The sequence below is a fragment of the Gemmatimonadaceae bacterium genome, from assembly GCA_020852815.1.
Classification (GTDB): Bacteria; Gemmatimonadota; Gemmatimonadetes; order Gemmatimonadales; family Gemmatimonadaceae; genus SCN-70-22.
Window position 1 is genome coordinate 76,274 of the sequence record JADZAN010000036.1, and the last position, 23,667, is coordinate 99,940.

Annotated in this window: 17 protein-coding genes; 10 read left to right on the forward strand and 7 right to left on the reverse strand. The window is 69.8% G+C overall.

Annotated features, from left to right (window positions below; genetic code table 11):
* Window positions 1-26: 26 nt before the first annotated feature.
* From IT359_18010 to IT359_18035, 6 genes are read right to left on the reverse strand one after another with little or no spacing between them, the layout of a single operon-like run.
* Entirely contained in the window at window positions 27-1,406 is a 1,380-nt protein-coding gene (locus IT359_18010; protein MCC6930891.1) for a sigma-54-dependent Fis family transcriptional regulator, read from the reverse strand.
* Window positions 1,372-5,130: a PAS domain S-box protein gene (locus IT359_18015; protein ID MCC6930892.1), complete on the reverse strand. Its 3,759-nt coding sequence runs from the start codon at window positions 5,128-5,130 to the stop codon at window positions 1,372-1,374. Before IT359_18015 ends, IT359_18010 begins: the two co-directional genes overlap by 35 nt.
* On the reverse strand, window positions 5,127-6,035 hold the full coding sequence (locus tag IT359_18020) for a diacylglycerol kinase family lipid kinase (protein ID MCC6930893.1): 909 nt from the start codon (window positions 6,033-6,035) through the stop codon (window positions 5,127-5,129). Before IT359_18020 ends, IT359_18015 begins: the two co-directional genes overlap by 4 nt.
* Entirely contained in the window at window positions 6,029-10,585 is a 4,557-nt protein-coding gene (locus IT359_18025; GenBank protein ID MCC6930894.1) for a translocation/assembly module TamB, read from the reverse strand. Before IT359_18025 ends, IT359_18020 begins: the two co-directional genes overlap by 7 nt.
* Before the next feature lies 1 nt (window position 10,586).
* Window positions 10,587-12,830 carry a BamA/TamA family outer membrane protein gene (locus IT359_18030; protein ID MCC6930895.1) on the reverse strand — a complete coding sequence of 748 codons (2,244 nt, stop codon included), beginning with the start codon at window positions 12,828-12,830 and terminating at the stop codon, window positions 10,587-10,589.
* Between the two features lies 1 nt (window position 12,831).
* Window positions 12,832-13,758 carry a response regulator gene (locus tag IT359_18035; GenBank protein ID MCC6930896.1) on the reverse strand — a complete coding sequence of 309 codons (927 nt, stop codon included), beginning with the start codon at window positions 13,756-13,758 and terminating at the stop codon, window positions 12,832-12,834.
* A gap of 165 nt (window positions 13,759-13,923) precedes the next feature.
* Between IT359_18035 and IT359_18040 the strand changes: the two genes are divergently transcribed.
* Complete coding sequence (locus IT359_18040; GenBank protein ID MCC6930897.1) at window positions 13,924-14,280, forward strand: nucleotide pyrophosphohydrolase; 357 nt, start codon at window positions 13,924-13,926, stop codon at window positions 14,278-14,280.
* Here the strand turns inward: IT359_18040 and IT359_18045 are convergent.
* A complete protein-coding gene (locus tag IT359_18045; GenBank protein MCC6930898.1) occupies window positions 14,265-15,287 on the reverse strand; it encodes an NAD(P)/FAD-dependent oxidoreductase in 1,023 nt (340 codons plus the stop codon). The genes IT359_18040 and IT359_18045 overlap by 16 nt on opposite strands.
* Window positions 15,288-15,384: 97 nt before the next feature.
* Between IT359_18045 and IT359_18050 the strand changes: the two genes are divergently transcribed.
* The 9 genes from IT359_18050 (at window position 15,385) to IT359_18090 (ending at window position 23,658) form a co-directional block, all read left to right on the forward strand.
* Window positions 15,385-15,936 (forward strand): cob(I)yrinic acid a,c-diamide adenosyltransferase, encoded by a 552-nt coding sequence (locus tag IT359_18050; protein MCC6930899.1) that lies wholly within the window; start codon window positions 15,385-15,387, stop codon window positions 15,934-15,936.
* 2 nt (window positions 15,937-15,938) lie between these two features.
* A complete protein-coding gene (gene aroB, locus IT359_18055) occupies window positions 15,939-17,081 on the forward strand; it encodes a 3-dehydroquinate synthase (protein ID MCC6930900.1) in 1,143 nt (380 codons plus the stop codon).
* A gap of 63 nt (window positions 17,082-17,144) precedes the next feature.
* Window positions 17,145-17,315, forward strand: coding sequence for a hypothetical protein (locus IT359_18060; protein MCC6930901.1), 171 nt, complete (start codon window positions 17,145-17,147; stop codon window positions 17,313-17,315).
* A 274-nt stretch (window positions 17,316-17,589) separates the two neighbouring features.
* Window positions 17,590-18,492, forward strand: a complete 903-nt coding sequence (locus tag IT359_18065; GenBank protein MCC6930902.1) for an RNA polymerase sigma factor RpoD/SigA — start codon at window positions 17,590-17,592, stop codon at window positions 18,490-18,492.
* 151 nt (window positions 18,493-18,643) lie between these two features.
* Complete coding sequence (locus IT359_18070) at window positions 18,644-19,066, forward strand: response regulator (protein MCC6930903.1); 423 nt, start codon at window positions 18,644-18,646, stop codon at window positions 19,064-19,066.
* A 38-nt stretch (window positions 19,067-19,104) separates the two neighbouring features.
* Window positions 19,105-19,767 carry an LON peptidase substrate-binding domain-containing protein gene (locus IT359_18075; GenBank protein MCC6930904.1) on the forward strand — a complete coding sequence of 221 codons (663 nt, stop codon included), beginning with the start codon at window positions 19,105-19,107 and terminating at the stop codon, window positions 19,765-19,767.
* On the forward strand, window positions 19,764-21,182 hold the full coding sequence (locus IT359_18080) for an FAD-binding protein (protein MCC6930905.1): 1,419 nt from the start codon (window positions 19,764-19,766) through the stop codon (window positions 21,180-21,182). Before IT359_18075 ends, IT359_18080 begins: the two co-directional genes overlap by 4 nt.
* Window positions 21,179-22,378, forward strand: a complete 1,200-nt coding sequence (locus IT359_18085; protein ID MCC6930906.1) for an FAD-binding oxidoreductase — start codon at window positions 21,179-21,181, stop codon at window positions 22,376-22,378. Before IT359_18080 ends, IT359_18085 begins: the two co-directional genes overlap by 4 nt.
* Entirely contained in the window at window positions 22,375-23,658 is a 1,284-nt protein-coding gene (locus tag IT359_18090) for a 4Fe-4S dicluster domain-containing protein (protein MCC6930907.1), read from the forward strand. The genes IT359_18085 and IT359_18090 overlap by 4 nt, the downstream gene beginning before the upstream one ends.
* Window positions 23,659-23,667: the final 9 nt, after the last annotated feature.

Here is a 23,667-nt window from a genome sequence, read left to right on the forward strand (position 1 = left end):
GCTGTTCCCGTTTTGGGCGCGATGCGTTAGGCGTCGGGGAGTCCGTATTCCTTGATCTTCTTGATCAGCGTGGCGCGCGAGATTCCGAGTTCGCGAGCCGCGTGCGTGCGATTTCCCTCGCGCAGGCGCAACGTGCGGACGACATGCTCGCGCTCGACATCGGCCAGCGTCTTGCCCTCGAGGCGATCGGCGGCCGTGGCGCCGGGAAATGCCCCGCGCACCTCGGGAGGGAGCGATGACAGTTCCAGCGTCTTCTCGCCGCGACCGACGATCATGCCGCGCTCCAGCACGTTGCGCAACTCACGGATGTTTCCCGGCCACGCATGGCGCAGGAGCGCATCGAGCGCGCCCTCGCTCACCTCGCGCGGCGCCGCGGGAAGGTGCGGCGCCAGCTCATCCATCAGGCGTCCGATCAGCTCGACGAGGTCCTCGCGCGAACGCGCACGCAGCGGCGGGAGCGTGAGCGGCATGACGCTCAACTTGTAGTAGAGATCTTCGCGGAAGTTGCCCGCGTTGACCTCGTGCACGAGGTCCTTGTTGGTCGCTGCGATGATGCGCACATCCACGGTGAGTTCGCGCGTGCCACCGACGCGCCGGAAGCCCTTTCCTTCGAGGACGCGCAGCAGCTTGGACTGGAGCGGCGCCGGAAGCGCCCCGATCTCGTCCACGAAGAGCGAGCCCCCGGCCGCCACCTCCAGCAGCCCCGCTCGCGCGCGGTCGCCCGCCGCGTCGTCGATGCCGAAGAGTTCCGCATCCAGCGCATCTCCCGCGTGCGCGGCGCAGTTGACTTCCACCAGCGGAGCGTGGGCCCGCGCCGAGTGGGCGTGGATCATCTCCGCCACGCGCCCCTTCCCCGTCCCGCTCTCGCCCAGCAGGAGGACGGTGGTGCGCTCGGAGGCGGCGAGCAACTCCACCTGCGCCGCAAGGTCGTGCATGTGCGTCGAACTCCCGATCGCGACGCTCCCACCGGTGGTGCGACGCTCGGTGAGGTACCGTGACAGCTGTCGCAGTCGCACCTTCTCCAGCGCGCGTTCCACGGCGACGAGCAGGTGGGGAAGCTCCACCGGCTTGGTGAGGAAGTTCTCGACCCCTTCCTGCACCGCGCGCACGGCCAGCGGGACGTCGGCATGCCCCGACACCATGACCACCACTGGGTCCTGGTCGCGCAGGCGCGCGTAGACGTCGAAGCCGGTCATGTCGGGGAGGCGCAGGTCGAGCAGCGTCACGTCGGGGCGTCGCTCGCGCCAGGCGACGAGCGCCTCCTCGCCGCTGCGCGCCACGCGCACGGTGTGTCCCGCCCGGGACAGGAAGCGCTCGAAGCTGTCGGCGAGCAGCGGCTCGTCGTCGACGATCAGCAGGTCGCCCACTCCCCTAACGCTCCACTGCCTGCCGAGCGGCGAGTGCACGCCGCACGTCGTCGAGGGTGAACGGCTTGAGAAGCGTCACGCCGCCCGACTCGCGCGCCATGCGGTCGGCGGCCTCGCTCTCCAGGTCGCCGGTGAGCACGATCGTGCGCGGGACCATGGCCGGGCACTGCGCCTGCAGCTCGCCGAAGAAGGCCTCGCCCCCTAACCGCGGCATGCGCAAGTCGAGGATGATGCGGTCGAACGATCCCCCCTCCATGGCGCGGCGTGCGTCCTCACCATCTGCGGCCAGCGTCACGCGGTGCCCCAGGAACCCCAGCATGCGCTCGAGCGCGGCGCGCACGGACGGTTCGTCGTCGACGACGAGGACGTGCAGCTGCGCGCCCTCGGGGGCGGTGTCGTGGTGTGCGGGAGCGACCGCCTCGGGTTCGGGCACCGCGGTGATGGGGAGCTCCACGATGAAGGTGGCGCCGTTGCCCGGGGTGGAGTCGACGTGGATGCGCCCGCCGTGCTCGCGGATGATCCCCTCGGCCACGGCGAGCCCCAGTCCGGCCAGCTCCGATCCGTCGCGCCCCTCCCGCATGGTAACGCGCGAGCTGAAGAGGCGTTCGAGGTCGGCGGCGGCGATGCCCGGGCCGGTGTCCTCGACCACGAGGACGATGGCGCCGGCAACGCGCGACAGGCGCAACGAGAGGCGTCGCGTTCCGCCCCAGTCGCGCATGGCCTGCTCGGCGCGCGTGACGAGGTGGAGCACCGCCTGCTGCAACCGGGCGGGATCGCCCCAGGTGACCGGGAGGTCGTCGGGGAGTTCCTCGACGAGCTGCACGCCCGACACGCCGAGGGCGTAGCGCCGCACGTCGACCGCGCGCCGCACGATGTCCGCCAGCTGCACCGCGGCGGGGTGCGGCGGGCGATCGCGGGCGATGTCGAGCAGGTTGTGCAGCACGCGCGAGGCGCGCAGCGCCTCGCGGCGGATGGTCGCCAACCCCTCGTGCGCGGCGTCGTCACCGCGTGATTCCTCGAGGAGCAGCTCGCTGAAGGCGAGGACGGCGGAGAGCGGGTTGTTGAGCTCGTGCACCACGCCGCCCAGCAACTGGCCAACCGAGGCGTGCCGCTCGCGGCGCAGCAGCTCGTCGAGCAGGCGCTTCTCGTTGGTCACGTCGCGCACCACGCCCATCACGCCGGTGACGCGGCCGCGCTCGACGATGGGCGAGGCGACCAACGATCCCCAGCGGGAACGGCCGCTGGCGTCGAGGTAGCGGATCTCGCGCATCTCGCGCCCCCCGTGCAGGACGCCCACGAACAGCTCCCAGATCGACTCGCGGTCGCGCGGGTCGAGGAGCTGCGTGAAGTGGTGCCCGCTGATGGCGTCGCGCCCAAAGCCGGTCGCTGCCTCGAAGGCGCGGTTCACCGACGTGAAGTTCCCCTCCTCGTCCACGGTGAAGATCGCGTCGGATGCGGTCTCGACGAGGAGCGCATAGCGCGCCTCGCTGCGGTGCAGGACGTCGGCGCGCGCGCGATCGTCGCTCACGTCGGTGGCCACGAGGAGGAGGCCGATGACGGTCCGCCCCTCGCGCATCGGGGTGGCGGTGATGGCCAGCGTGCGCGCGCTTCCGTTGCGCCTGACGACACCGCATTCCCACGACAGGCGCTCGCCGTGGCGGGCATCGCGCAGGAAGGTCGTCACCCGGTCCAGGTCCCCGGGGGCGAGGAAGGGATGGATGTTGCGCCCCAGCAGGTGGTCGAGCGGCGTGTCGAAGGTGTCGCAGGCCGCCGGGTTGGCCGAGGTGATGGCGCCGGCCAGGTTGAGCGTGAGCACCGCGTCCGAGGCGTGCTCGAACAGCTGGCGGTAGCGCGCCTCGGAGCTGGTCACCGCCTCGCGGGCGCGCCGCTCGTCGGTCACGTCATGCAGCGACGCCACCACCATCGCCACCGCCTCGCGCTCGTGCACGGGGGCGAGCGACGCCGTCACCACGCGCCGCTCGCCATCCCCCCGCACCAGGACGTACTCGTGGCGCTGCGGCTGGTCGGCCGCCGCCAGCTGCACGTGCACCCGCGCCTCGTCCGACATGTCGTGCAGGACCAGGTCGCCCCAGTGCATCCCGGTCAGGTCGCCCCGCGCGAGAAGGGTGCGCGCCGCGGGGTTCGCGAAGATCACGCGCCCCTCGCGGTCGAGCGTGCACAGCGGGTCGGCGCTCGATTCCACGATGAGGCGATGCCGGTCCCACGCCGCGCGCTGGGTGCTCACGTCGTCGAAGGTCACGATGGCCCCGCCGTTGGGATGCGGGACCGCCATGATCTCCATCCATCGCCCGCTCACGCCCTCGCACACGGTGCGCGACTGCTGCCCGTCGTCGATCGCGCGCGCCAGCGGGTCGCCGTCCGATTCCGGCACCTCGCCCAGCACGGTCTCGTAGAACGGGCGCCCGATCAGGGTGACATGCGTCGGCTCTGCCGTCAGCTGCATGGCGCGCGCGTTGGCGCGCGTGATGAGGCGCTTGTCGTCCACGAGGCACATCCCGACGCCGATGGAGTCGAACGCCGCCAGCCACTCGCGCGTCGCGTCGCGCACCTCCTCGTACAACCTCGCGTTCTCGATCGCCACCGCCACCTGGTCGGCCAGGCGCTGCAGCACGCGCGCATCGTCGGAGGTGAAGTCGGTCGGACCGTTGTAGACGGCAATCACCCCCAGCGTGCCGCGCGCCGTCGACAACGGGACGATCACTGAGCGCTCGATGGCGACCAGTCGCGCCGTCGGGCGATGCACATCCACCTCGGCGTGGATGTCGTTGGTGACCAGCGCATGCCCCGACAGGAGGACGCGCCCGCTCAGGCTCCCGTCGATCGGCATGTGAACCCCCGACAGGAGCTCGGTGCTCCCGATCGCCGAGACGATGTGCAGGTACTCGTCGTCCTTCAGCGCCACGCACGCCCCCTCCGCCTCCAGCAGGGCCACCGCGTGGCGCAGGATCAGGCGCAACACCTCGCCCATCTTGAGCGACTCGCCCACGGCGCGGGCAATCTCCGCCATCGCCTCGCTCTGCCGTCGCTCGTGCTCACTGTCGGCAAAGAGGTGCGCGTTGCTCAGCGCCGCCGCCGCGTGCCGCGCCAGCATGCCGATCACCTCGCGCGCATCGGCGTCGAAGGCATCCTCGCGCGCGTCGTGCAACGCCACCACACCCAACAACCGGCGGCCGTGCATCACCGGGACAGCCAGCACCGACGCCGACGCCGACGCCCCGCGCACCACGTCGTCGTGCGCCGCCAGCGGCGAGAGCGCCGGGTCGTACGGCGAGACATGCACCGCCGACCCGCTGCGCGCCGCCTCACCCAGCGCCCCCTGCCCCAGCGGCGACACGCGCGCCGCCGACAGGACCACGTCGCCCACGCTGTGGTGCACGACCTCGACCAGCGCACGATCGAGGTCGACGCGCGCCACCACGACACCGTCGCAGTCCACCGCGCGGCGCACCCCGCGCGCGAGCTCCTCCAGGATCTCGTCCTCGTCGAGCGTGCGCGCCAGCGAGACGGCGATCTGCTGCAGCAGCTGCAATCGCGCCTCGTGGCGACGCCCGCGCTCCACCAGCGCCCGGATCTGGTTGGCCGCCGCCGGATCGAGGCCGGCGAGCAGGTGATCGAGCGACTCGACGCGCCCCGCCCCGCCCGGCGGGGTGCCCGTCACCGCACCATGGCCGGTCGCGGCGCCCTGGATTGCCGGCGACCCACCCTGCGGCGTCGCCCGGTCGCGCTGCCCCGCGTGCGTCACGCGCGCCGCCCGCCTAACGCAGCGCCCGGAACCAGGAGCCGCGCCCCCCCCGGCACCACCGTCACGTGCAGCCGCGGCCACGGCAGCAGCTCACCGTCGGCCTGGCTCGTTCGCGGGGGATCGGTCTCGAGGTGCACACTGCGCCCACGAAGAAATTGCATGGCAGGATCGTTCCCGAAATCGTGACGCAACATGCGCCATCCCAGGCGAAGCGCGGTGCGCACATTCGCTGGGGAAAAGACGCACAAGTCGAGCAATCCGTCATCTTCGCGAATGTCGGGTCCCAAGTGGATGAGCCCGCCGAGGACGGCCCCGAAATTCGCCACCATCGCACTCGTCGCCTCGAACGTGTGCGCCACACCGTCCACCGTCGCTCGCAACGTAAACGGTTCGAGAGCCAGCGCGGCGCGCGTTCCCGTCGCCACGTACGCCCCCACGCCCAGTCGCCGCTTGGCCCGCGGGCTCGCCGTCGCCACCATCTGCGCGTCGACGCCGACCCCCGCCGCGAACGCGAAGACACGGCCGTCCTCGAGCTGCCCGAGGTCGATCGTCTTCACCGTCCCGCCCAACAACCTGGCCACCGCGCGCCGTGGCGACATCGGGATTCCCAGTGCACGGGCGACGAGGTTCCCCGTCCCGCCGGGAAGGATGCCCACCGGACGATCGCTCGCAATCAGCGCGTGCAGGACCTCCATGACGGTCCCGTCGCCCCCCAGCGTGAACACGGCGTCGTGCGACTCGGCATGCGCGCGCGCCAACTGCTCCGCGTGACCGCTGCGCTCCGTGGGAATCACGGTGCATGCGACGCCGGCATCGGCAAAGGCGCGCGTCACCGCGCGCAGGGATGATGCCCCACGACGCGCTGCCGGATTGACGATCAGGAGCGCCCGCCGAACCGCTACCACCGCCAGGCGCGGAACAGGTCGAAGCCGAACTGGCGGCGCGTGGTCGCGAAGCTGCGGTCGGTGCCGCTGGTGCAGAACAACTCGTTGAGCGGCGGCTCCAGCGAGAACGAGAAGCCGTACCCCGCCGACAGCCGTTGCTCGAGCTTGATCCCGATCGATTGCGCGAGGTCGATCGGGTTGAGCTGCCCGCCCGAGGCGGCGACCTTGCACAGCCCGGTGGTGAGCGACAGGAACGTTCGCTCGCCCAGCTGCTTGCCGATGCCGAACTGCACGCCGTTGAGCAGCCCCTGCCGCGATTGCTGCTGCTGCGAGTTGGTCCCGGTCGTGGTCTGGATGCTGACGTAGTCGAACAGTCCGCCGGAGAAGCGCGCCGAGATGTACGAGGAGATGGTGCTGAGCGCGATGGACGACGCGCTGAACCGGTTGGCGCTCAACTGCCCCCCCAGCCCGAACGACGGGACGCCGGCCACGAGGTAGGAGATGAGGTCCGACTCCGAGAGCTGCAACGAGTCGGCGCTCTCCAGGCGCAACATGGGGCGGATGAGCGTCCCCTGCACGCGCACCCGGATGCGCACGTCGTTGCGACCGCCGTAGTTGCTCGACATTTGCCGCACCGTGTGCAGGGCGCTGATGTTGAGGATCGGGTTGAGTTCGGTCTCGTTGAGGAAGCGGAGCTCTCCTCCCTCCACGGTGAAGGTGCGCTGCACCAGCCCGCCCAGGTCGAGGCGATAGTAGCCGCGCTCGGTCTGCAGCGCGCCGTCCAGGGCCAACTGCGGCGCGGTGCCGCCAATGCGCGCCCCCACCGTCACGTTCACCGCCCCGCCCAGCTTGATGTCCGCTTCCTCCGAGCGCACGCGCACGTCCGACCCCATCGTGATGCGCACGTTGTCGACGGTGAGGTTGTTCACGAAGGCGGGGGGCGCCTTGGGAAGGAGGGCGCGGTTGGCGAAGACGGTCGTGTCGACCACGTTGTACAGCTCGGGATCGTCCAGCGAGATGAGCTTCTTCCCGGTGAACGGGGGAATCACGATCACCCCGCGGTTGACGGTCACGTTCCCCGACAGGCGGCTCCGGTCGAGCGAGCCGCTCAGGCGCAGCCCGCCCGACAGCGACAACTCGGCAACGCGACGGCTGGCGATCGCCTGGAAGTCGCGGGCCCCTAACGAGACATCGAAGGCGACGTTGCTCTCGCCGCCGGCGTCCGTGAGGCGGGCGAACCACCCCCCCATCCAGAGCGAATCGCGCGCCTCATCGCCGCTCACGACGGAGAAGCGCTGGATGCGGACGGTGTCGCGCGCCGCCGACAGGTCGGCGTTGAGGTCGCGCAGCCGGATCCCGAGGTCGGGGATCGTCGCCGCCGCCGAGTCGATGCGCAGGTACCCCTGCAGCGCCGAACGCTCGGTGGTTCCGGCGAGGGAGAAATCGGCCGAGAGGCGCCCGCGCGCGCTGTTGATGGTGGGGAGGAAGCTCTCCACCACCGACATGTCGAGGTTGTTCGAGACCACCGACACGCGGAGCGTGTCGCGCAGCAGGCGCGTGTCGCGCGGGACGAGCGCCAGGTCAATCGGGGCATTGCCGCGAATGCTGACCACCGTCGAGTCGTTGCGCAGCAAGTCGGCGCCGACGTGCACGCGCCGCTCGGCGTATTCGCCGCGCAGCGCCGCGCGCGCCACGTTCAGTTGCCCCACCTTGGCCCCGGTCACCGCCCCGGTCAGCGTCATGGTTGGCGCGCTGCGCGTCCCCGCCACGTCGACGCGCGTCGAGAGCCACCCGCTCAGCGGGACGCTCGCCTGCGCCAGGTTGGCCATGTCGGCCATCGAGACGCTATCCAGCTGCAACCGCAGCCGCACCGTGCTGTCTTCCGTCGCCGCCCCCGCCAGCAGGATCTCGCCGCCGCTGCTTCCCGTGAGGCGGACCGTGTCGGCGCTGAACGCCCCGCGCGACGCCCACAGCGACGCCTTGCGCGCCAGCGTCCACTCGCGTCCGTCCAACCCGAGGCGGAAGGCGTCGAAGGCGATGCGCGTCGTGTCCTGCGCCGTGCCGTAGGCGCCGCGCGTCTCCAGCACCGGACCGTTGGAGAGCGTGGCGAGGAGGGCGAACCCCACGCGCGACGTCCCGGCGATGTCGAGGTCCAGCCCCGCGTTGGCGATCGCCACGCCGCCAGCCGCAATCGTGTCGGCGTTGACGCGCAGCGTCCCGCGCATGTCGGGGAGCGCCACGTGCTGCAGGTCGGCGGCCACGCGCGCCACCCGCGCCCCATAGTCGCCGTACGTCAGGTGCCGGATGTCGAGCGCCGCGCGCACGTCGAGCGTGTCGAGCGAGCCGGCCAGCACCCCGCGCCCACTCACCTCGGCACCCAGCGAGTCGCGGAGCGCCGCCGCGATCGCCGCGCTGTCGCCCGCGGCCGCCTTCACCAGGTACTGCCGCAGCGCGCCCAGCGAGTCGGCACTCACCAGGAATGACAGCGAGTCGCGCACCGCCGGCATGAGCCCGATCCCGCCGCGACCGGCGGCAGAGAGAAGCGCCGTCTCCACGTGCAACGTGTCGATGCGCAGGCGCCCGCCGCCGAAACGCATCCGCGCGCGCGCCCCGGAGTACACGCGCACCGAGTCGACCAGCGAGCGATCGAGCGAGAGGTCGAGCGGCCCCTCCCACGCGGCAAGCGAATCGCCCCTCACGTCCAGCTCCACCGTCCCGTTGAGCTGCGTGTGCAGCACCGACGCCGTATCGAGCAGGAGGCGAAGGTCGAGGTTGTTGAAGCGGAGCAGGCCGTCGTAGCCGTAGCCGCCAATCGAGTCCGCATCGACGCGACCGTCGAAGGCCAGCGTCCCCGGCGTCCCCGTCAGCTCCGTCGAGATTGCGAGGTCGTCGGCCTGCCCCTGCACGCGCAGCGGCCCCGTGTACGTCCCTTTGTACATCAGCTCCGCCTCGGGGTACGCCTTGGCCACCGTCGTCAGGCTGAGCGGCCTCGCATCGAGCGCGAGGTCGTACGTGAGCGCCTTCTCCCCGATCGTCACGCGCCCGTTCCCCGTGAAGCGCGACGACTCGGCGTTCTCCAGGTGATGCGTGATGTCGGCGTTGCGGAAGCGGAAGTCGGTCCAGACCGAATCGAGGCGCGCCGTCCCCGACACCGTCCCGAAGAACTTCGGGAAGGCGGGGTTCACGGCCATGATCGTTCTCAGGTCAAAGCTCGAGAGCGCGACATCGAAGGCGTGGAACTTCGTGAACGCGGGGAAGAGGATGTCCAGCTCGCCCTTCACCGTCCCCTTGTTCACCACGCCCGCGACGTTGCCGTCGCGCCAGCTGAAGTCGCCGCGCTCCAGCTGGAAATGCGTCACCGGGCCACCGCTGGCCTTCACGGTCGCCGTGATCTCTCCCTTGAACGGGAACGGGAGAGGCTCGCCGGTGAACTGCTCGATGAGGACCCAGTCGATGGGATCGGCGCGCAGGTCGATGTCCTTCACGATGAGGACCGGCGCGCCGGTGCCGAACGTCATGTCGCCGCGCAGCCGCGAGTTCATCGTGCGCACGTCCATGTCGTGCAGCGCGTACTCGAGCTGGTGCAGGTCACGACCATTCCCGATGTGGAGCGACATGCGCCCGCCCCCCGTGGTCGGGAGCGTGGGATAGACCCATGCCACGTCGGCCAGCGAGAGCGTATCGGCCACGAACGTGAGGTCGTAGCGCGTGGGGAGGTCGCTCCCCCACCACACCTTCCCCTTGGCCGTCCCGCGCGAACCCGGCAAGCGGAAGTGGTTGATGTCGGCCCACAGCGAATCGCCCTTGTTGCGCACGATCCCGCGAGCCTCGCGGAACTTGAACGGCGGGTCGAACTCGTCGGCGTCGAAGCGCACCACGTCGAACTGTCGCCCAAGGGCATCGCGATCGTCGATGCGCGACGGGCCCAGCTGCAGCGAACCGTTGGTCCACCGCCGCTGGATTTCGTAACCGCTCCCTGTGCGTCGGATGATCTTGTCGCGGCGCGCCATCTGCACGCGCGCCGCGCTGTCGGCCCGTGCGCCCTTGAGCGAATCGTCGGGCTGCCACGGCATCGTGAGATAGAACGTGAGGTTCGTCGCCCGGGCCGCATTCACGAGGATGTAGTCGCCAAAGCTGCGCGTCGTGCGCGGCTTGGGCGGCCCCTTGGGCCCGGACGGGAAGATCTTCCGGAAGTTCCACGCCTTGAGCGAATCCTGGTGCACGTGCACGAAGGCGCGCTCGATCCGGACGTCGGACGCGACGATCCGCCGGTCGAGGAAATCGCGCGGATCGAACCGCAGGCGCACCGGCCCCGTGGCGACGAAGACGGAGTCGTTCAGGTCCCGGATCGAGAACGAGTCGACCACGAGGTTGGAGAAGAGCGAGCCCTCGAGGTGCCCGATGTACATCTTCCCCTTGATCTTCCCGTTGATGAACGCGATGGCCTGCGTGCGAATCATCTCGCGCCCCCACCGCGTCTGCGTCACCGCCGCGATGCCGCCCACCAGCACGCCGCCTAACGCGAACAGCGTGGCGGCACTGGCCAGGACGACGGCGCGGCGGCGGGTCATGCTAGAACGCCTGCCCGATCGAGAAGTTGAACGTCAGGCGGCTGAGGAACGTCGTCCGGCGCGCAGGCTGGAACGTCGACGGACACGCCCCCGCCACCTGCACCGGAAGCGCCGTCCCCGGCGTGACCGCAAGCTCGTTGCCCGGGCTCGTGCAGTAGAGCGCGCGCTCCACCGAGCCCCCCTCCAGCCGCTGCTGCGCGCTGAAGAACGCCGGCCCCTGCGGCGCCTGGTACGGGTTGTACCCGATATCCATGCGCACCGGCCCGATGGGCGTGAAGACGCGCACGCCCAAACCCGGCGTCACCTTGAACTGCACGGGCGGGCGAACGGAGGAGGCGGCGCTGCGGTTCCACACCTCACCGGCATCGACGAAGAGCGAGTACTGGATCAGCTCCGGGAGAAAGACCGAACGCAGGCGCAATTCGGCGTTGGCTATCACCACGTTGTCACCGCCCGAGGGGACCACGCGGTACCCCACGCGCCCGCTCTCCGAACGGAAGAACGACGTATCGGCCGCGCCCGTCTCCACGGTGAAGGTGTCGACGACGTAGATGGCCGGCCCCAGCTCGTTCTGTCGAAAACCGCGTACCGTGTTGGGGCCGCCCGCGTAGAGTCGCTCCTGCGGTGGGACAAACGTGCGGCTGCCGTCGAAGCCGAGGCGGCGCCCGAGCACGGTTCCGCCGCGCAACCGCAGCACGAAGACGCCGCCATCGAAGACCGGGCGATACACCGACGCGTCGAAGACGGCGCGATTGAACTGCTGGTCGGTGCTCGACCCGATCACGCGCGAGGCATGTCGCAGTTCGACGCGCATCACCGAGCCACGCGAGGGGTTCGCGAAGTCGTCGGCGCGGTTCCGCGTCAGGCTCCACCCCGCCACCGCAAGGCGGCTGCGCGCCAGCAGGCGGTCCTGCGCATCCTGCTCGCAGACGTTGAACACGGCGCAGAAGAACGCCGGCGACGAGAAGGTGCTCCCGTACTCCAGCTGGTAGGAGAAGCTCTGCGGTGCCGTGCCGTCGATCCCGCGCTGTACCGAGGCGAGCGCGCCGAAGCGCGTGTCGCGCAGGTACGCCTGGAATTCGGATCGCCGCTCGCTGTACAGCGTGAGCGTGGGAATGGTGCGCAGCCCGAACAGCGAGGCCTGCGACATGGTCACGCCGGCGTAGTAGTTGAGCGTGTCGCTGAAGATGTCCTTCTTGACTTCCTGGCGGCAGAAGCCGCTGGCGAAGTCGAACGGCGCCCCCACCCCCACCTTCGACAGACGCCCATTCAGGTCCAGGCGGCGCAGCCGCCCCAGGAAGTTGTAGTCGGTGTAGCTCCCCTGCGTGCGCAGGCAATCCAGGTTCCCCCACCCCATCGACAGGCGCGACGCCCGCAGGTCCCCTTCCGTCAGCTGCACGTCGATGGTGACCAGCGAGTCCACGTCATCGGCCAGCGACGCCGAGTCGACCTGCACGTCCACGTGACGGAACGCCTCGGAGAGGTAGAGCCCGCGCTTGACCCCTTCGAGCGAGCGCTCGCGATAGAGTTGCCCCTCGCGGATTCCCAGCACCCCCTTCACGCGCTCCGGCGCCACGCGCCGCTCCTCCCCCGGCGGCACATCCACGGTCACGTGGATGGCGCCCAGCCACGCCCGCGGCCCGGTGGAAGCGCTGAACTCCACCACGGCGGTTCGTCGCGCGGTGTCGGTATCAAAGGAGCGCAGCACCTCGGCCATCGGGTAGCCGCGGTCGCGGAGCCGCCGCGCCAGCGAGTCGCGGCTCGCCAGCACCGCCGACTTGTCGAATCGCATCCCAGGCTTGACCTCGATCCCGCGCCGCAGGCGATCGAACTGCGGCACCGAATCGAAGCCCACGTACGACACGCTGTCGATGAGAACCGGTTGCCCCTCGTCGATGACGAAGCGCAGCTCCGCCGCACGACGCGAGCGCATCGACAGCTCCTTGGCAACCTTCACCTGCGAGAAGCCGGCGTTGCGGTAGAACAGGATGAGGCGCAGCGAATCCTGCGTGACGGTCGCCGCATCCAGGCAGTAGCGCTTGCCGAACAGGCGAAACCAGCGGCGGGCGAACGACGACTGCGTGGTGGCGACGCCATTGGCCAGCACCGAGCTGCGGAAGGCGTGGTTGCCGGCAAAGGAGAGTTTGTGCACCTCGATCGACGTCTCGTCGCACTCGAGCACCTGCGCGCCGAGCCCGCGCGCGATGCCAAGGCACGCGAACGCCAGCGCCGTGCGCCAGCGCATCTCAGACCGACTCGACGAGGACGGCGCCGGTCCCCTTCATCTTGGCGCGCCGCTTGACCTCGGCGGCGCGCATCCCGAGGTGCGCGAGATTGACCCATGTCGATGGCGTCACGATCAGCACCGCCGCGGAAACCCCAGCCAGCGGGAACTCGCGCACGCGCCCCTCACGGTCGACGCCCGTGTAGCACCCCAGCGCCGCCGCCTGCGGCCCCACCGCGGTCTCGATCACCTGCCGGCATCGTGCTGCGCACTCGTCCATCAACTGCCCGGCCCGCTCCGGCGACGTGATGGCGATGAAGTCGTCGCCGCCGATGTGCCCCACGAAATCGATCGCGGGATCGCCCGGCACCGCCGTCGACGAATCGCGGATCGCCGCCCCCAGCCCACGAATCACCTCGTCGGCGATGGCGAAGCCGAAGGTGTCGGCGAACGGCTTGAAGTTGTCGAGGTCGAGATAGCAGACCGCGAAGACCTCCCCCGACTCCACGCGCCCCAGGATCTCCGACTCGATGGCGCGCCCGCCCGGCAATCCGCTGGTAGGGTTGCGGTCCCCCTCGCGCTGCACCAGCCGGAGCATGGCCTGCACCCGCGCCCGCAGCTCGCGCGGATCGAATGGCTTGGCGATGTAATCGTCGGCGCCGGCGGCAAAACCCTCGACCTTGCTTTCCACGCCGCTCTGCGCCGTCAACATCATCACCGGAACGCGCGCGGTGAACGGGTTCTGCTTGAGGCGTCGGCATACCTCGAGCCCGCTCATGTTCGGCATCGAATGATCGAGGATCACGAGGTCCGGCTCACGCGCCGCGATCGACGCCAGCGCCTCCACGCCATCGGCCGCCATCGACACCTCATGCCCCGAGGCGCGAAACAGCTCGCGCAGCATCAGGCGCATATCTTCGTTGTCGTCGGCCAGCAGCAGGTAACTCACAGAGAGATTTGCACTTGCCTCGTGTTTGACGGGTCGCGTTCGGCGGTCGTAAGTTCTCGTGCCTTCACCCGGCCTGTCAATCGCGGCACCGCCGCAATATCGCGCGCCGACGCCTCGCGTGTGACACGCGCGCCACCTCCTTCCCTCACCACCACGCTCCCGCTCGTGGACCTCGACGCCTACCAGGCGCACGCCAGCCGCACGCTCAACCCCGCGCTCGACCGGGATGCGCGCCTCCTCGACGCCGTCGCCGGGCTGGCCGAAGAGGCCGGCGAACTCCTGGGCGCCGTGCGCAAGCACCAGTTCCAGCAGCGCCCCCTCGATCGCGACGCCCTCACCAGCGAGTTAGGCGATGCGCTGTGGTGCCTCGCGGCCGCCGCCGGCGCCCTCGGGCTTTCGTTAGGTGACGTGGCGCACAACAACCTCGCCAAGCTGCGACTCCGGTACCCCGACGGATTCTCCGCCGACGCGGCCATGCGCCGGGACGACGAAGGCCCGCATGCCTCTCACTCGGGCGACTGACCGAAGATCGCCATGTTGGACGAGTGCCCCGGTGCGACCTTCTTCTCGGGGTAGATCCAGTGAACCGCCTGATTCACCGCCGTCGCCGCCTCGCCGAATCCAGCCGCAATCAGCTTCAGCTTTCCGGGATACGTCGTCACATCTCCCGCGGCATAGATCCCGGGGCGCCCCGTCTCCATCTGTGAGTTGACGACGATCTCATCCTTCTCGAAGGTGAGCCCCCACTTGGTCAGCTCGCCCAGGTCGCTGACGTAGCCAAGCATCGGCAGGACCACGTCGCAGGGGACTTCGCGCGTCACCTTGGTCTTGGTGTCACGCAGGACGATCGCCGTCAGCGCGTCGGCGCCACCAACCACATCGTGCAACTCGTGGAAGGTGAGAATCTCGACCCGACCCTCCTCCGCCGCCTTGCGCACCTCGACGACCGTGGCGTCGTGGGCGCGGAAGCGGTCCGATCGGTGGGCGAGCGTCACGTGCGTCGCCCGGCCGGTGAGCTGATGAGCCCAATCGAAGGCCGAATCGCCACCGCCAATGATGACGACCCGCTTTCCCCGCATCGACTCCGGGTCGAGCACTACATCCTGGATCCCCTTGCCGTACCACGGCGCCGCCGACGGCTGCGGCAGCCGCCGCGGCGAGAACGCCCCGATCCCCGCCGCAATCACGATGGAACGCGTGGGGTAGTCGCCCGTCGACGTCTTCAGCACGAAGTGCCCGTCGCACTCCTCGAGCCCGATCACTTCCTGGTTGAGGTGCTCCCCCCCGCCGAATTGCCTCGACTGCTCCACGAGGGCGTGCACCAGGTCCTTGGCCAGGATCTTGGGATACCCCGCGACATCGAAGATGTACTTCTCGGGATAGAGCGCCGTGAGCTGACCGCCCAGCTGCGGGAGCGCATCGATGATCTGCGCGCTGGCACCGCGCATGCCGGCGTAGAAGCGGGCGAACAGCCCGGCCGGGCCGCCGCCGATGATCGTGATGTCGACGAGGTCGTGAGTGGTTGTCATGCCGCCGAATGTAACCCCCGGCGAAAGCCCCGGCGCCTCCGCGTCCGGTGCCTGCGCGGGGCAGGCTTCTCCACCGCTCGTCCTCTAGATTGATGTCATGACTCTCAAGATCTACACCAAGACCGGCGACGACGGACAAACCGCCCTCTTTGGCGGCGGCCGCGTGGACAAGGACCACCCCCGGGTGGAAGCCTACGGCGACGTCGACGAGCTCAATGCCTGCCTGGGAATGGCGCGAGCCGCCGAGATGATGCCGCGCATCGACGAGGTGCTCGTCCCCATCCAGCGCGACCTCTTCTCGATCGGCGCGCTGCTGGCCACGCCGGACCGCGACAAGATGCGCGAGCAGCTGCAGAAGGCGCGCATCGACGACGAGCGCATCGGGGAACTGGAGCGCGCCATCGACGACTGCGAGCGGGAGCTGGAACCGCTCAAGGCCTTCATCCTCCCCGGGGGGACACCCAAGTCCGCGGCGTTGCACGTGGCGAGGACGGTGTGCCGTCGCGCCGAGCGCCGGGTGGTGGCGCTGCAGCGCGACAACGACCTCCCAGATCTCGTGGTGATTTACCTCAATCGCCTCTCGGACCTTCTCTTCATGCTGGCGCGCGTGGCCAACAAGCGGGCCGGTGCCGGTGAGGTGACGTGGTAAGGATGCGGGGCGCCGATGACGCCCGTCAGGGATCCCGCCCCCCGACGGAGCGCATCGTCGACATCGTCGGCTGCCAGGTCCGCGTCCGCGCCGGGATCCTGCACGAGGTGGGGCGCCACGTCGCCGCGGTCGCCGCGGCGCCCACGGTCGCCGTCATCACCGACACGCAGGTGGGGGCGTTGCACCTCGCAGCGGTCGTCGACTCGCTGCGCCAGGCCCTTCCCGGCAGCCGCACCATCTCCCGCGCCATCGCCCCCGGCGAGTCGCACAAGACGCGCGACTCGTGGAGCGCGCTCACCGACTGGATGCTCGGCGAGCGCTGCGGACGCGATACCACCCTTGTCGCGTTAGGCGGCGGGGTCGTCGGTGACCTGGCGGGCTTCGTCGCGGCGACGTTCATGCGCGGCATCCCGTTCGTGCAGCTGCCGACCTCGCTCCTGGCCATGGTCGACGCGTCGGTGGGCGGGAAGGTCGGGGTCGACACCCCCGCCGGCAAGAACCTCGTGGGGGCGTTTCACCACCCCCGCGCCGTCCTCGTCGACCCCACCGTGCTTAAGACGCTCGACCGCGCGCATCGCCGCGCCGGGCTGGCCGAGGTGCTCAAGCACGGGATCATCGCCGATCTCGCCTACCTCGACCTGGCGGTATCGTTAGGCGCGGCGCTCGTGGACGGGGACACCGTGGACTGGCAGGGCGACCATCTCGCCGCACTCATCGCCCGCAGCATCGAGATCAAGGCGGCCGTGGTGCGCGAGGACGAGCGCGAGGGCGCCCTGCGCCAGATCCTCAACTTCGGGCATACGATTGGCCACGCCATCGAGGCCGCGAGCGACTTCTCTCTCCTGCACGGCGAAGCGATCGCCATCGGGATGGTGCTGGAGGGCGAGCTCGCCGAGAACCTCGGGATCGCCGGGCCGGGGACCGCGGCAAGGATACGCGCCGCGATGCAGGCGGTGGGGCTCCCCACCGTTCGCCCGGCGCAGCACAGTGCGATGACACTTCTCGACCTGATGCGCGTAGACAAGAAGGCGCGACAGGGACGCATCGTCTTCGCGCTCCCCTCGGCCATCGGGGAGATGTCGCGGGGCGATGGGCGCTCCGGGACCGCCGTAGACGACGCGACCATCCTCGGCGTATTGCGCTGAACCGAAGCGGCCGGCGCGAAGCGCGCCGATCGATCTCCTCGACATACATCACGGACAGGGCGCATGACGGCACGAGGCGCGGGACTCCTGGGAATGATCGCCTTCATCTTGCTGCTGGCCTTCGGGTCGTGGCTGCTGGACGTCCCGATGGCGGTGGTGCTCATCGCGACCGTTTTCGCCATCAGCGTGATACTCTGGTTGGCGTCGCGAACACGGCCGCCGGAGCAGCGCTAGCGGTTGCACGCTGTCTGGCCCCCGGCGTCTTTTCGGTTTCGCGCGCAGCGACGTACCCGTTCGAAGACGAATGTTTCTCTCCGGATTTTTTGCATACAATCTTGCAAACCGTTGCCCTGCTGTCAGATACCGACTGACGCGTTCGTAGGGGCTTTCTGGCACCAAAATTGGCTGTTGACGGTTGCGAAACCCTTTCTTATCGTGGCCGCCCGTTCAGCTGGTCAGCCGACCAGTGGTGTCGCTCGATTCGCCACATAGACGGTTAGGGGCGTGTATGCAGCAAGTGACGGAGAGCCGGCCCAAGGGAACCAAGTCTTTCGTCCGTTCCTCACCTTCCACCGCGTTTGATCAGTATCTCCAGGACATACAGAAGCTCCCGCTGATCACGGACCCGGCGGAGGAACGGCGCCTCGCCCGACTCGCGCAGAAGGGCGATGAACGCGCCGCCGAGCGGCTCGTCACGGCCAATCTCCGGTTCGTGATTTCCTACGTGAAGAAGTACCAGGGACACGGCCTCGACCTCAGCGAACTGGTCGCGATCGGCAACGAGGGGCTCCTGAAGGCGGTGCGGAAGTTCGACCCGGACCAGGGCGTCAAGTTCATCTCGTACGCCGTGTGGTGGGTTCGTCAGGCGGTCCTCAAGGCACTCGCCGAGCAGACGCGCTCCGTCCGCATCCCGCTCAACCAGAATTCGCAGCTCATTCGTCTGTCGCGCGCCGAGACGATCCTCGGTCAGGTGCTCCGGCGCGACCCCACCGACGACGAAGTCGCCCGCCTCATTGGCGAAACGCCCGAGAACGTCCGCTCCGCGCGCCAGATGTCGGCGACCGAGGTCTCGCTCGATGCTCCCATCGATCGTTCCGACCGCGAGGCGTCCACGTTGGGCGAGCGCTTCGCCGGCGTCGACGGCGCGGAGATCGAGGAGGTTACCGACTACAAGCTGATGCGCGAGTTCATCGAGCGCGTCTTCCGCAAGTACCTCACGCCACGCGAGCGCAAGATCCTCTACCTGTACTACGGGCTGGAGGAAGGGTCGGAGGCCATGACGCTCGAACGGATTGGCGCGCTGATGGGAGTGACCCGTGAGCGCATTCGGCAGATCCGTGAACGGGCGTTCGAGAAGTTGCGAGAGTCTCCAGACGGCCGCGCGCTCGCCGGATTCTGGTCCGCCGCGTAGGTCGAGCCCTCCCGCACGCTAAATTGGGGTCAGAGTCATCGAACCAGATTCTCGATGACTCTGACCCCAAAGTGAATGTGGATAGACTGTGCCCCCACGGAGCGCTGCGGCTGTACGCGGCGCTCCACTGGCAAGGATGCCCGGGAACTGCATGGACACACAGGCAGCTGCATCAAACGGCGCGCGACGCGTCCTCATCGTCGATGACGAGGTCACCATTCGTATCGCGCTCCGCCGGTTCTTCACGCGCCTGGGCTGGGCGGTGGAAGAGGCCTGCGACGGCGAGACGGCCCTCGATCTCCTCGAGGGCGAGGGCCGTGGATCGCCCAGACGGTTCGACGTTGTCGTCTCCGACCTTCGCATGCCCGGGGTGAGCGGCATCGAGCTGTATGACCAACTCAAGGTGCGGAATCCCGACGTCGTGCGGCGCCTCATCTTCTCGACCGGCGACCTTGTCAGCGAGGAGGCGGCCTCCTTCGTTCGCAGCACCGACTGCGTCGTCCTCCAAAAACCGTTCGAGCTGGCGGCACTTCGCGAAATCGTCGATCGGGTCGTGGCCGACACGGGACACTGATTCCCGAGCGGGTGTCCGCCGTGGTAACATGATCGGACATGCCGGCTCCCGCGCGCCTTCCGATCTTTCCGTTGCCGCTCGTCCTCCTGCCGGGCGAGATACAGCCGCTGCACATCTTCGAGCCCAGGTACCGTCAGCTGCTCGGCGACTGCCTCGATGGGAACCGCACGTTCGGCCTCGTCTGTCGCACGGCTGAAGTGGCGGAGCGGGAGATCCCCGCGGGGACAGCGGGATGTGTAGCGCACGTCGACACGTCGCAGGCGCTGCCGGACGGGCGATCGAATATCACGGTGTCGGGGCGGTCTCGCTTCACGCTCGAGCACTTCGTGGACGACCCCGCCCCTTATCACGTGGCCCTCGTCTCGCCGCTCGACGACATGGACGAAGCCGAGGATGAGATGTTCCCGCTCGCCGACCGCCTGCGATCGCTGTTCACGCGCGTGGGGCGCTCAGCGCGCGCCATTCAGGACGACAGCACGCCCCTCCCCGAACTCCCCCCCTCGCCGGCGGCCTTGTCGTTCGCCATCGGGCAGTACATCGACCTCGATCTCGAGACCAAGCAGCAGTTGCTGGCCACGACGTCGCCTTTCGAGCGTCTTCGACAGCTCGATCGTGTGTTGACACCGATCGTCGACTCGGTGGAGCAGCGTGCGCTCGTCCACACGCGGGCCAGGCACAACGGCCACGGAACGCTCCCATGAATCGCGACGCGCTGGCACGGTCGCTGTCGGCCATCGTCGGAGAGCGGCAGGTCCTTCACCGACCGAGCGAGCTGCTGGTGTACGCCTCCGACGGCCTTCCCGGCTATCGCCGCGAACCAGCGCTCGCGGTCTTTCCCCGCACGCGGGAGGAGTTGGTTGCGGTGGTGCGGCTCCTGGCCCGTGAGCGCGTCCCATTCGTGCCGCGCGGCGCGGGGACCGGCCTCTCCGGCGGCGCCCTCGCCGACGGGAGCGTCCTGCTGGGGCTCAACCGCCTGACGCGCGTCTTGTCGGTCGACGCGGAGAACCGGCTGGCCGTGGTGGAACCCGGCGTGGTGAACGTGCACCTGACGAGGGCGGTCGCGCCGCACGGGCTGCACTATGCGCCCGATCCCTCGAGCCAGGCGGCGTGCACGATTGGCGGCAACGTGGCGGAGAACGCCGGTGGGCCGCACTGCCTCAAGTATGGTGTCACGCTCAACCACGTCGTCGCGCTCACGGTCATCCTTCCCGACGGCGACATCGTCTCGTTAGGGAACGCCGACGGAGAGGACGAGGGCTACGACCTGCTGGGGACGTTCGTGGGAAGCGAGGGGTGCTTTGGCGTCGCGCTGGACGTCACGGTGCGGCTGTCGCCCAACCCGCAGGCGGTGCGGACGCTGCTGGCCGACTTCACGAGCCTCGATGCAGCCGCGCGCGCCACATCGTCCATCATCGCCGCCGGGATCGTACCCGCGGCGCTGGAGATGATGGACCAGGCGACGATCCTGGCGGTGGAAGCGTCGATCTACGCCGCCGGGTACCCGGTGGACGCGGCCGCGGTGCTCCTGCTCGAACTCGACGGCCTGGCCGACGGGATCGACGAGGACGCCGACCGGCTGCGAACGATTTGTCTGGGGAGCGGGGCGCGGTCGGTGCGCGTAGCGCGCGACGAGGGGGAGCGCACGCGCCTGTGGCAGGGACGCAAGAAGGCGTTTGGCGCCATGGGGCGCGTCTCGTCGCACCTGGTGGTGCAGGACGCCGTCATCCCGCGCACGCGCCTTCCCGACGTCCTGCGCGCCATTGCACTGATCGGCGAGCGGGAAGGACTCACCGTCTGCAATGTCTTCCACGCCGGCGACGGCAACCTGCACCCCAACATTCCGTACAACGCCAACGATCCGGAGGAGAGCGCGCGCGTGCACCGCGCGATGACGGCAATCATGCGCACCTGCGTGGAGGCGGGTGGGAGCGTGACGGGGGAGCACGGGATCGGCATCGACAAGCTGGACTACATGCCGCTCATCTTCTCCGAGGCGTCGCTCGACGCGATGTGCCGGCTGCGCGACGCCTTCGACCCGGCTCGGCGCGCCAACCCGGGAAAGGTCGTCCCGATCCGCTCGTGTCGCGAGTGGATGCAGGCGCCGGTGCTGCGATGAGCGAGATCGTCGCCATCCCGCGCAGCACGGCCGATGTGGTCGACGCGGTGCGCGCCGCCGAGGCGGACGGCGCCGCGCTGCGCATTGTGGCTGGCGGGAGTTGGCTCGACGCCGCGCGCCCCATCGATGGCGGTGACCGCCCGGTGCGCCGCCTCGACGTGCGCGCCGTCACGGGGATCGTGGAGTACGTCCCGGGCGACCTCACGCTCACGGCACGGGCCGGAACGACGCTCGCCGAGATCGAGGAGGCCACGAGGCCACACGGACTGTGGCTCCCCCTGGACCCGTACGCCGCCCCTGGCGCGACGCTGGGGGCGACGCTCGCCACCGCCTCGTGGGGGACGCTGGCGGCGTCCAACGGGCTCCCGCGCGACCTGACCATCGGCGTCGAGTTCGTCGACGGTCGCGGGATGGTGGTGCGCGGTGGGGGGCGCGTGGTGAAGAACGTCGCTGGCTTCGACCTGGTGCGCCTGACGATTGGTGCATGGGGGACGCTGGGCGTCATCACCGAGGCGAGCGTTCGCCTGCGCGCGAGGCCAACGTCGGAATGCAGCTTGGCGCTCGACCTTCCCCCCCGCCCCGAGGCCCTGGCGCCATTCCTCCGTGCGCTGCGCACCGCCCCGCTCACGCCGCTGGCGATGGAGCTCGTCGACGCGCCGCTGGCGCGCGCCACCGGAGTCGGCGACGCGGACGCCATCGTCGTGCGGCTGGCGGGAAACGCCGCCGCTCTCGCCGCGCAACGTCGCGTCCTGGCCGCTCTGGGCGCGGTGCGCGAGGTGGGGAACGCGTGCTGGCGCGCACTGGCGACGGCCCTCCCGGCCGACGCCTGGACGGTTCGCCTGTCGCAACGCCCCGCACGCCTGGCCGCGCTCTGGCACGAGACCACGGCGCGGGCGCTGGACCTCGACGGCGCCTGGCGCCAGGGATCGATCGAGCGTGGAGTCGTGCGACTGGTCGTGCCGGCGCGCGAGGGCGCCGCGCTCGCGTTGCGGCTGGCGACGCTCGCCGATCGCTGGCAGGTGATCGGCGAACGCCTCCCACTCGAGGCATGGCGTGCGCTCCCCGTCCCGGCGAGCGACCGCCTGTCGGCGACGATCCGGCGCGCCTTCGATCCGTTGCAGCTGCTCAACCCGGGCGTGCTCGGTCACCCCGTTGCGGCGTCGGCGCCGGCGCACCCGTGGTCCCTGCACACATGACCAGCACGCTTCCCACCGCCCGCCCATGCGCCATCCCCGGGACGCCGCTCGCGCGCGCGATGCCGGGACTCGACACCTGCGTTCACTGCGGCTTCTGCCTGCAGTCGTGCCCGACCTATCTCGCGCTGAACGACGAGAACGACTCGCCGCGCGGACGCATCGTCCTCATGCGCGCCCTCGTGGAAGGCGACCTCGCGCTGGACGACGCCGCGGTGCGCACGCACATCGACCGATGCCTCGGCTGCCGGGGGTGCGAGAGCGCGTGCCCGAGTGGTGTTCCCTACGGGCAGCTCCTGGAGGCGACGCGCGCCACGATGGCCGCGCGCCGGCCGCTGCCATGGGTCGCGCGCGTCATCCTTGGCGTCTTCGCGCGCGGCTGGGTATTGCGCCCGGCGCTGGCCATGGGGCGCCTGACGAGGGCGTTAGGCGCGTCGCGGCTGCTGGCAAAGCTCCAGGGGAGGCTCGGCTTCCCGTTCGCGATGCTGCAGGCCAGCGAGCCCGTGCTGCGCCCACGCGAGTACGTGGCCGCGGGCGACGGGTCGCGCGGGAGCATCGCGGTGCTGCACGGATGCGTCATGGAGGGGCTGTTCGGGCACACGAACCGCGCCACCGAGCGCGTGCTGCTGGTGAATGACTACCGCGTCGTTGCCGCACCGGGCGAAGGGTGCTGTGGCGCGCTGCACGCCCATGCCGGCGACGTGGAGGCGGCGCGCGCACTCGCCAGGCGCAACATCGCCGCCTTCGAGGGCACCGGTGCCGACCTGGTGGCGGTCAACGCGTCGGGGTGCGGGGCGATGATGAAGGAGTACGGGCACCTGCTGCACGACGACGCCGACTGGCGTGACCGAGCCGAGCGATTGGCGTCGCGGGTGCGCGACGTGAGCGAGCTGCTCGCCGCGGCCGGGCCGCGCCCTGGTGGTCCGCTCCCGCTGCGCGTCACGTACGATGCCCCCTGCCACCTGGTGCACGCGCAGCGCGTGACCGCGCCGCCGCTGGCCGTGCTGGCTGCCATCCCCGAGTTGCAGCTGGTGCCGCTCGTCGACGCCGACCAGTGCTGCGGAAGCGCCGGGATCTACAACCTCGTGGAACCCGAGGTGTCCGATGCCGTGCTCGCCCCCAAGCTTGCCCGCATCGAGGAGAGTGGCGCCGCCTTCGTGGCCACCGGGAATCCCGGGTGCCTGATGCAGATCGGCGCTGGCCTCTCGCGGAGCGGACGCACGGCGCGCGCGGTGCACCCGGTGGACCTGCTCGACGCATCATACGGCGAGCGCGGCGGCTGAGGGATGACG

Coding starts and splice junctions, on each gene's coding strand:
- IT359_18025 (MCC6930894.1), bottom strand. CDS start 10,585: ATGACCCGCCGCCGCGCCGTCGTCCTGGCCAGTGCCGCCACGCTGTTC.
- IT359_18030 (MCC6930895.1), bottom strand. CDS start 12,830: ATGCGCTGGCGCACGGCGCTGGCGTTCGCGTGCCTTGGCATCGCGCGC.
- IT359_18045 (MCC6930898.1), bottom strand. CDS start 15,287: ATGACAACCACTCACGACCTCGTCGACATCACGATCATCGGCGGCGGC.
- IT359_18050 (MCC6930899.1), top strand. CDS start 15,385: ATGACTCTCAAGATCTACACCAAGACCGGCGACGACGGACAAACCGCC.
- aroB (MCC6930900.1), top strand. CDS start 15,939: ATGCGGGGCGCCGATGACGCCCGTCAGGGATCCCGCCCCCCGACGGAG.
- IT359_18060 (MCC6930901.1), top strand. CDS start 17,145: ATGACGGCACGAGGCGCGGGACTCCTGGGAATGATCGCCTTCATCTTG.
- IT359_18065 (MCC6930902.1), top strand. CDS start 17,590: ATGCAGCAAGTGACGGAGAGCCGGCCCAAGGGAACCAAGTCTTTCGTC.
- IT359_18070 (MCC6930903.1), top strand. CDS start 18,644: ATGGACACACAGGCAGCTGCATCAAACGGCGCGCGACGCGTCCTCATC.
- IT359_18075 (MCC6930904.1), top strand. CDS start 19,105: ATGCCGGCTCCCGCGCGCCTTCCGATCTTTCCGTTGCCGCTCGTCCTC.
- IT359_18080 (MCC6930905.1), top strand. CDS start 19,764: ATGAATCGCGACGCGCTGGCACGGTCGCTGTCGGCCATCGTCGGAGAG.
- IT359_18085 (MCC6930906.1), top strand. CDS start 21,179: ATGAGCGAGATCGTCGCCATCCCGCGCAGCACGGCCGATGTGGTCGAC.
- IT359_18090 (MCC6930907.1), top strand. CDS start 22,375: ATGACCAGCACGCTTCCCACCGCCCGCCCATGCGCCATCCCCGGGACG.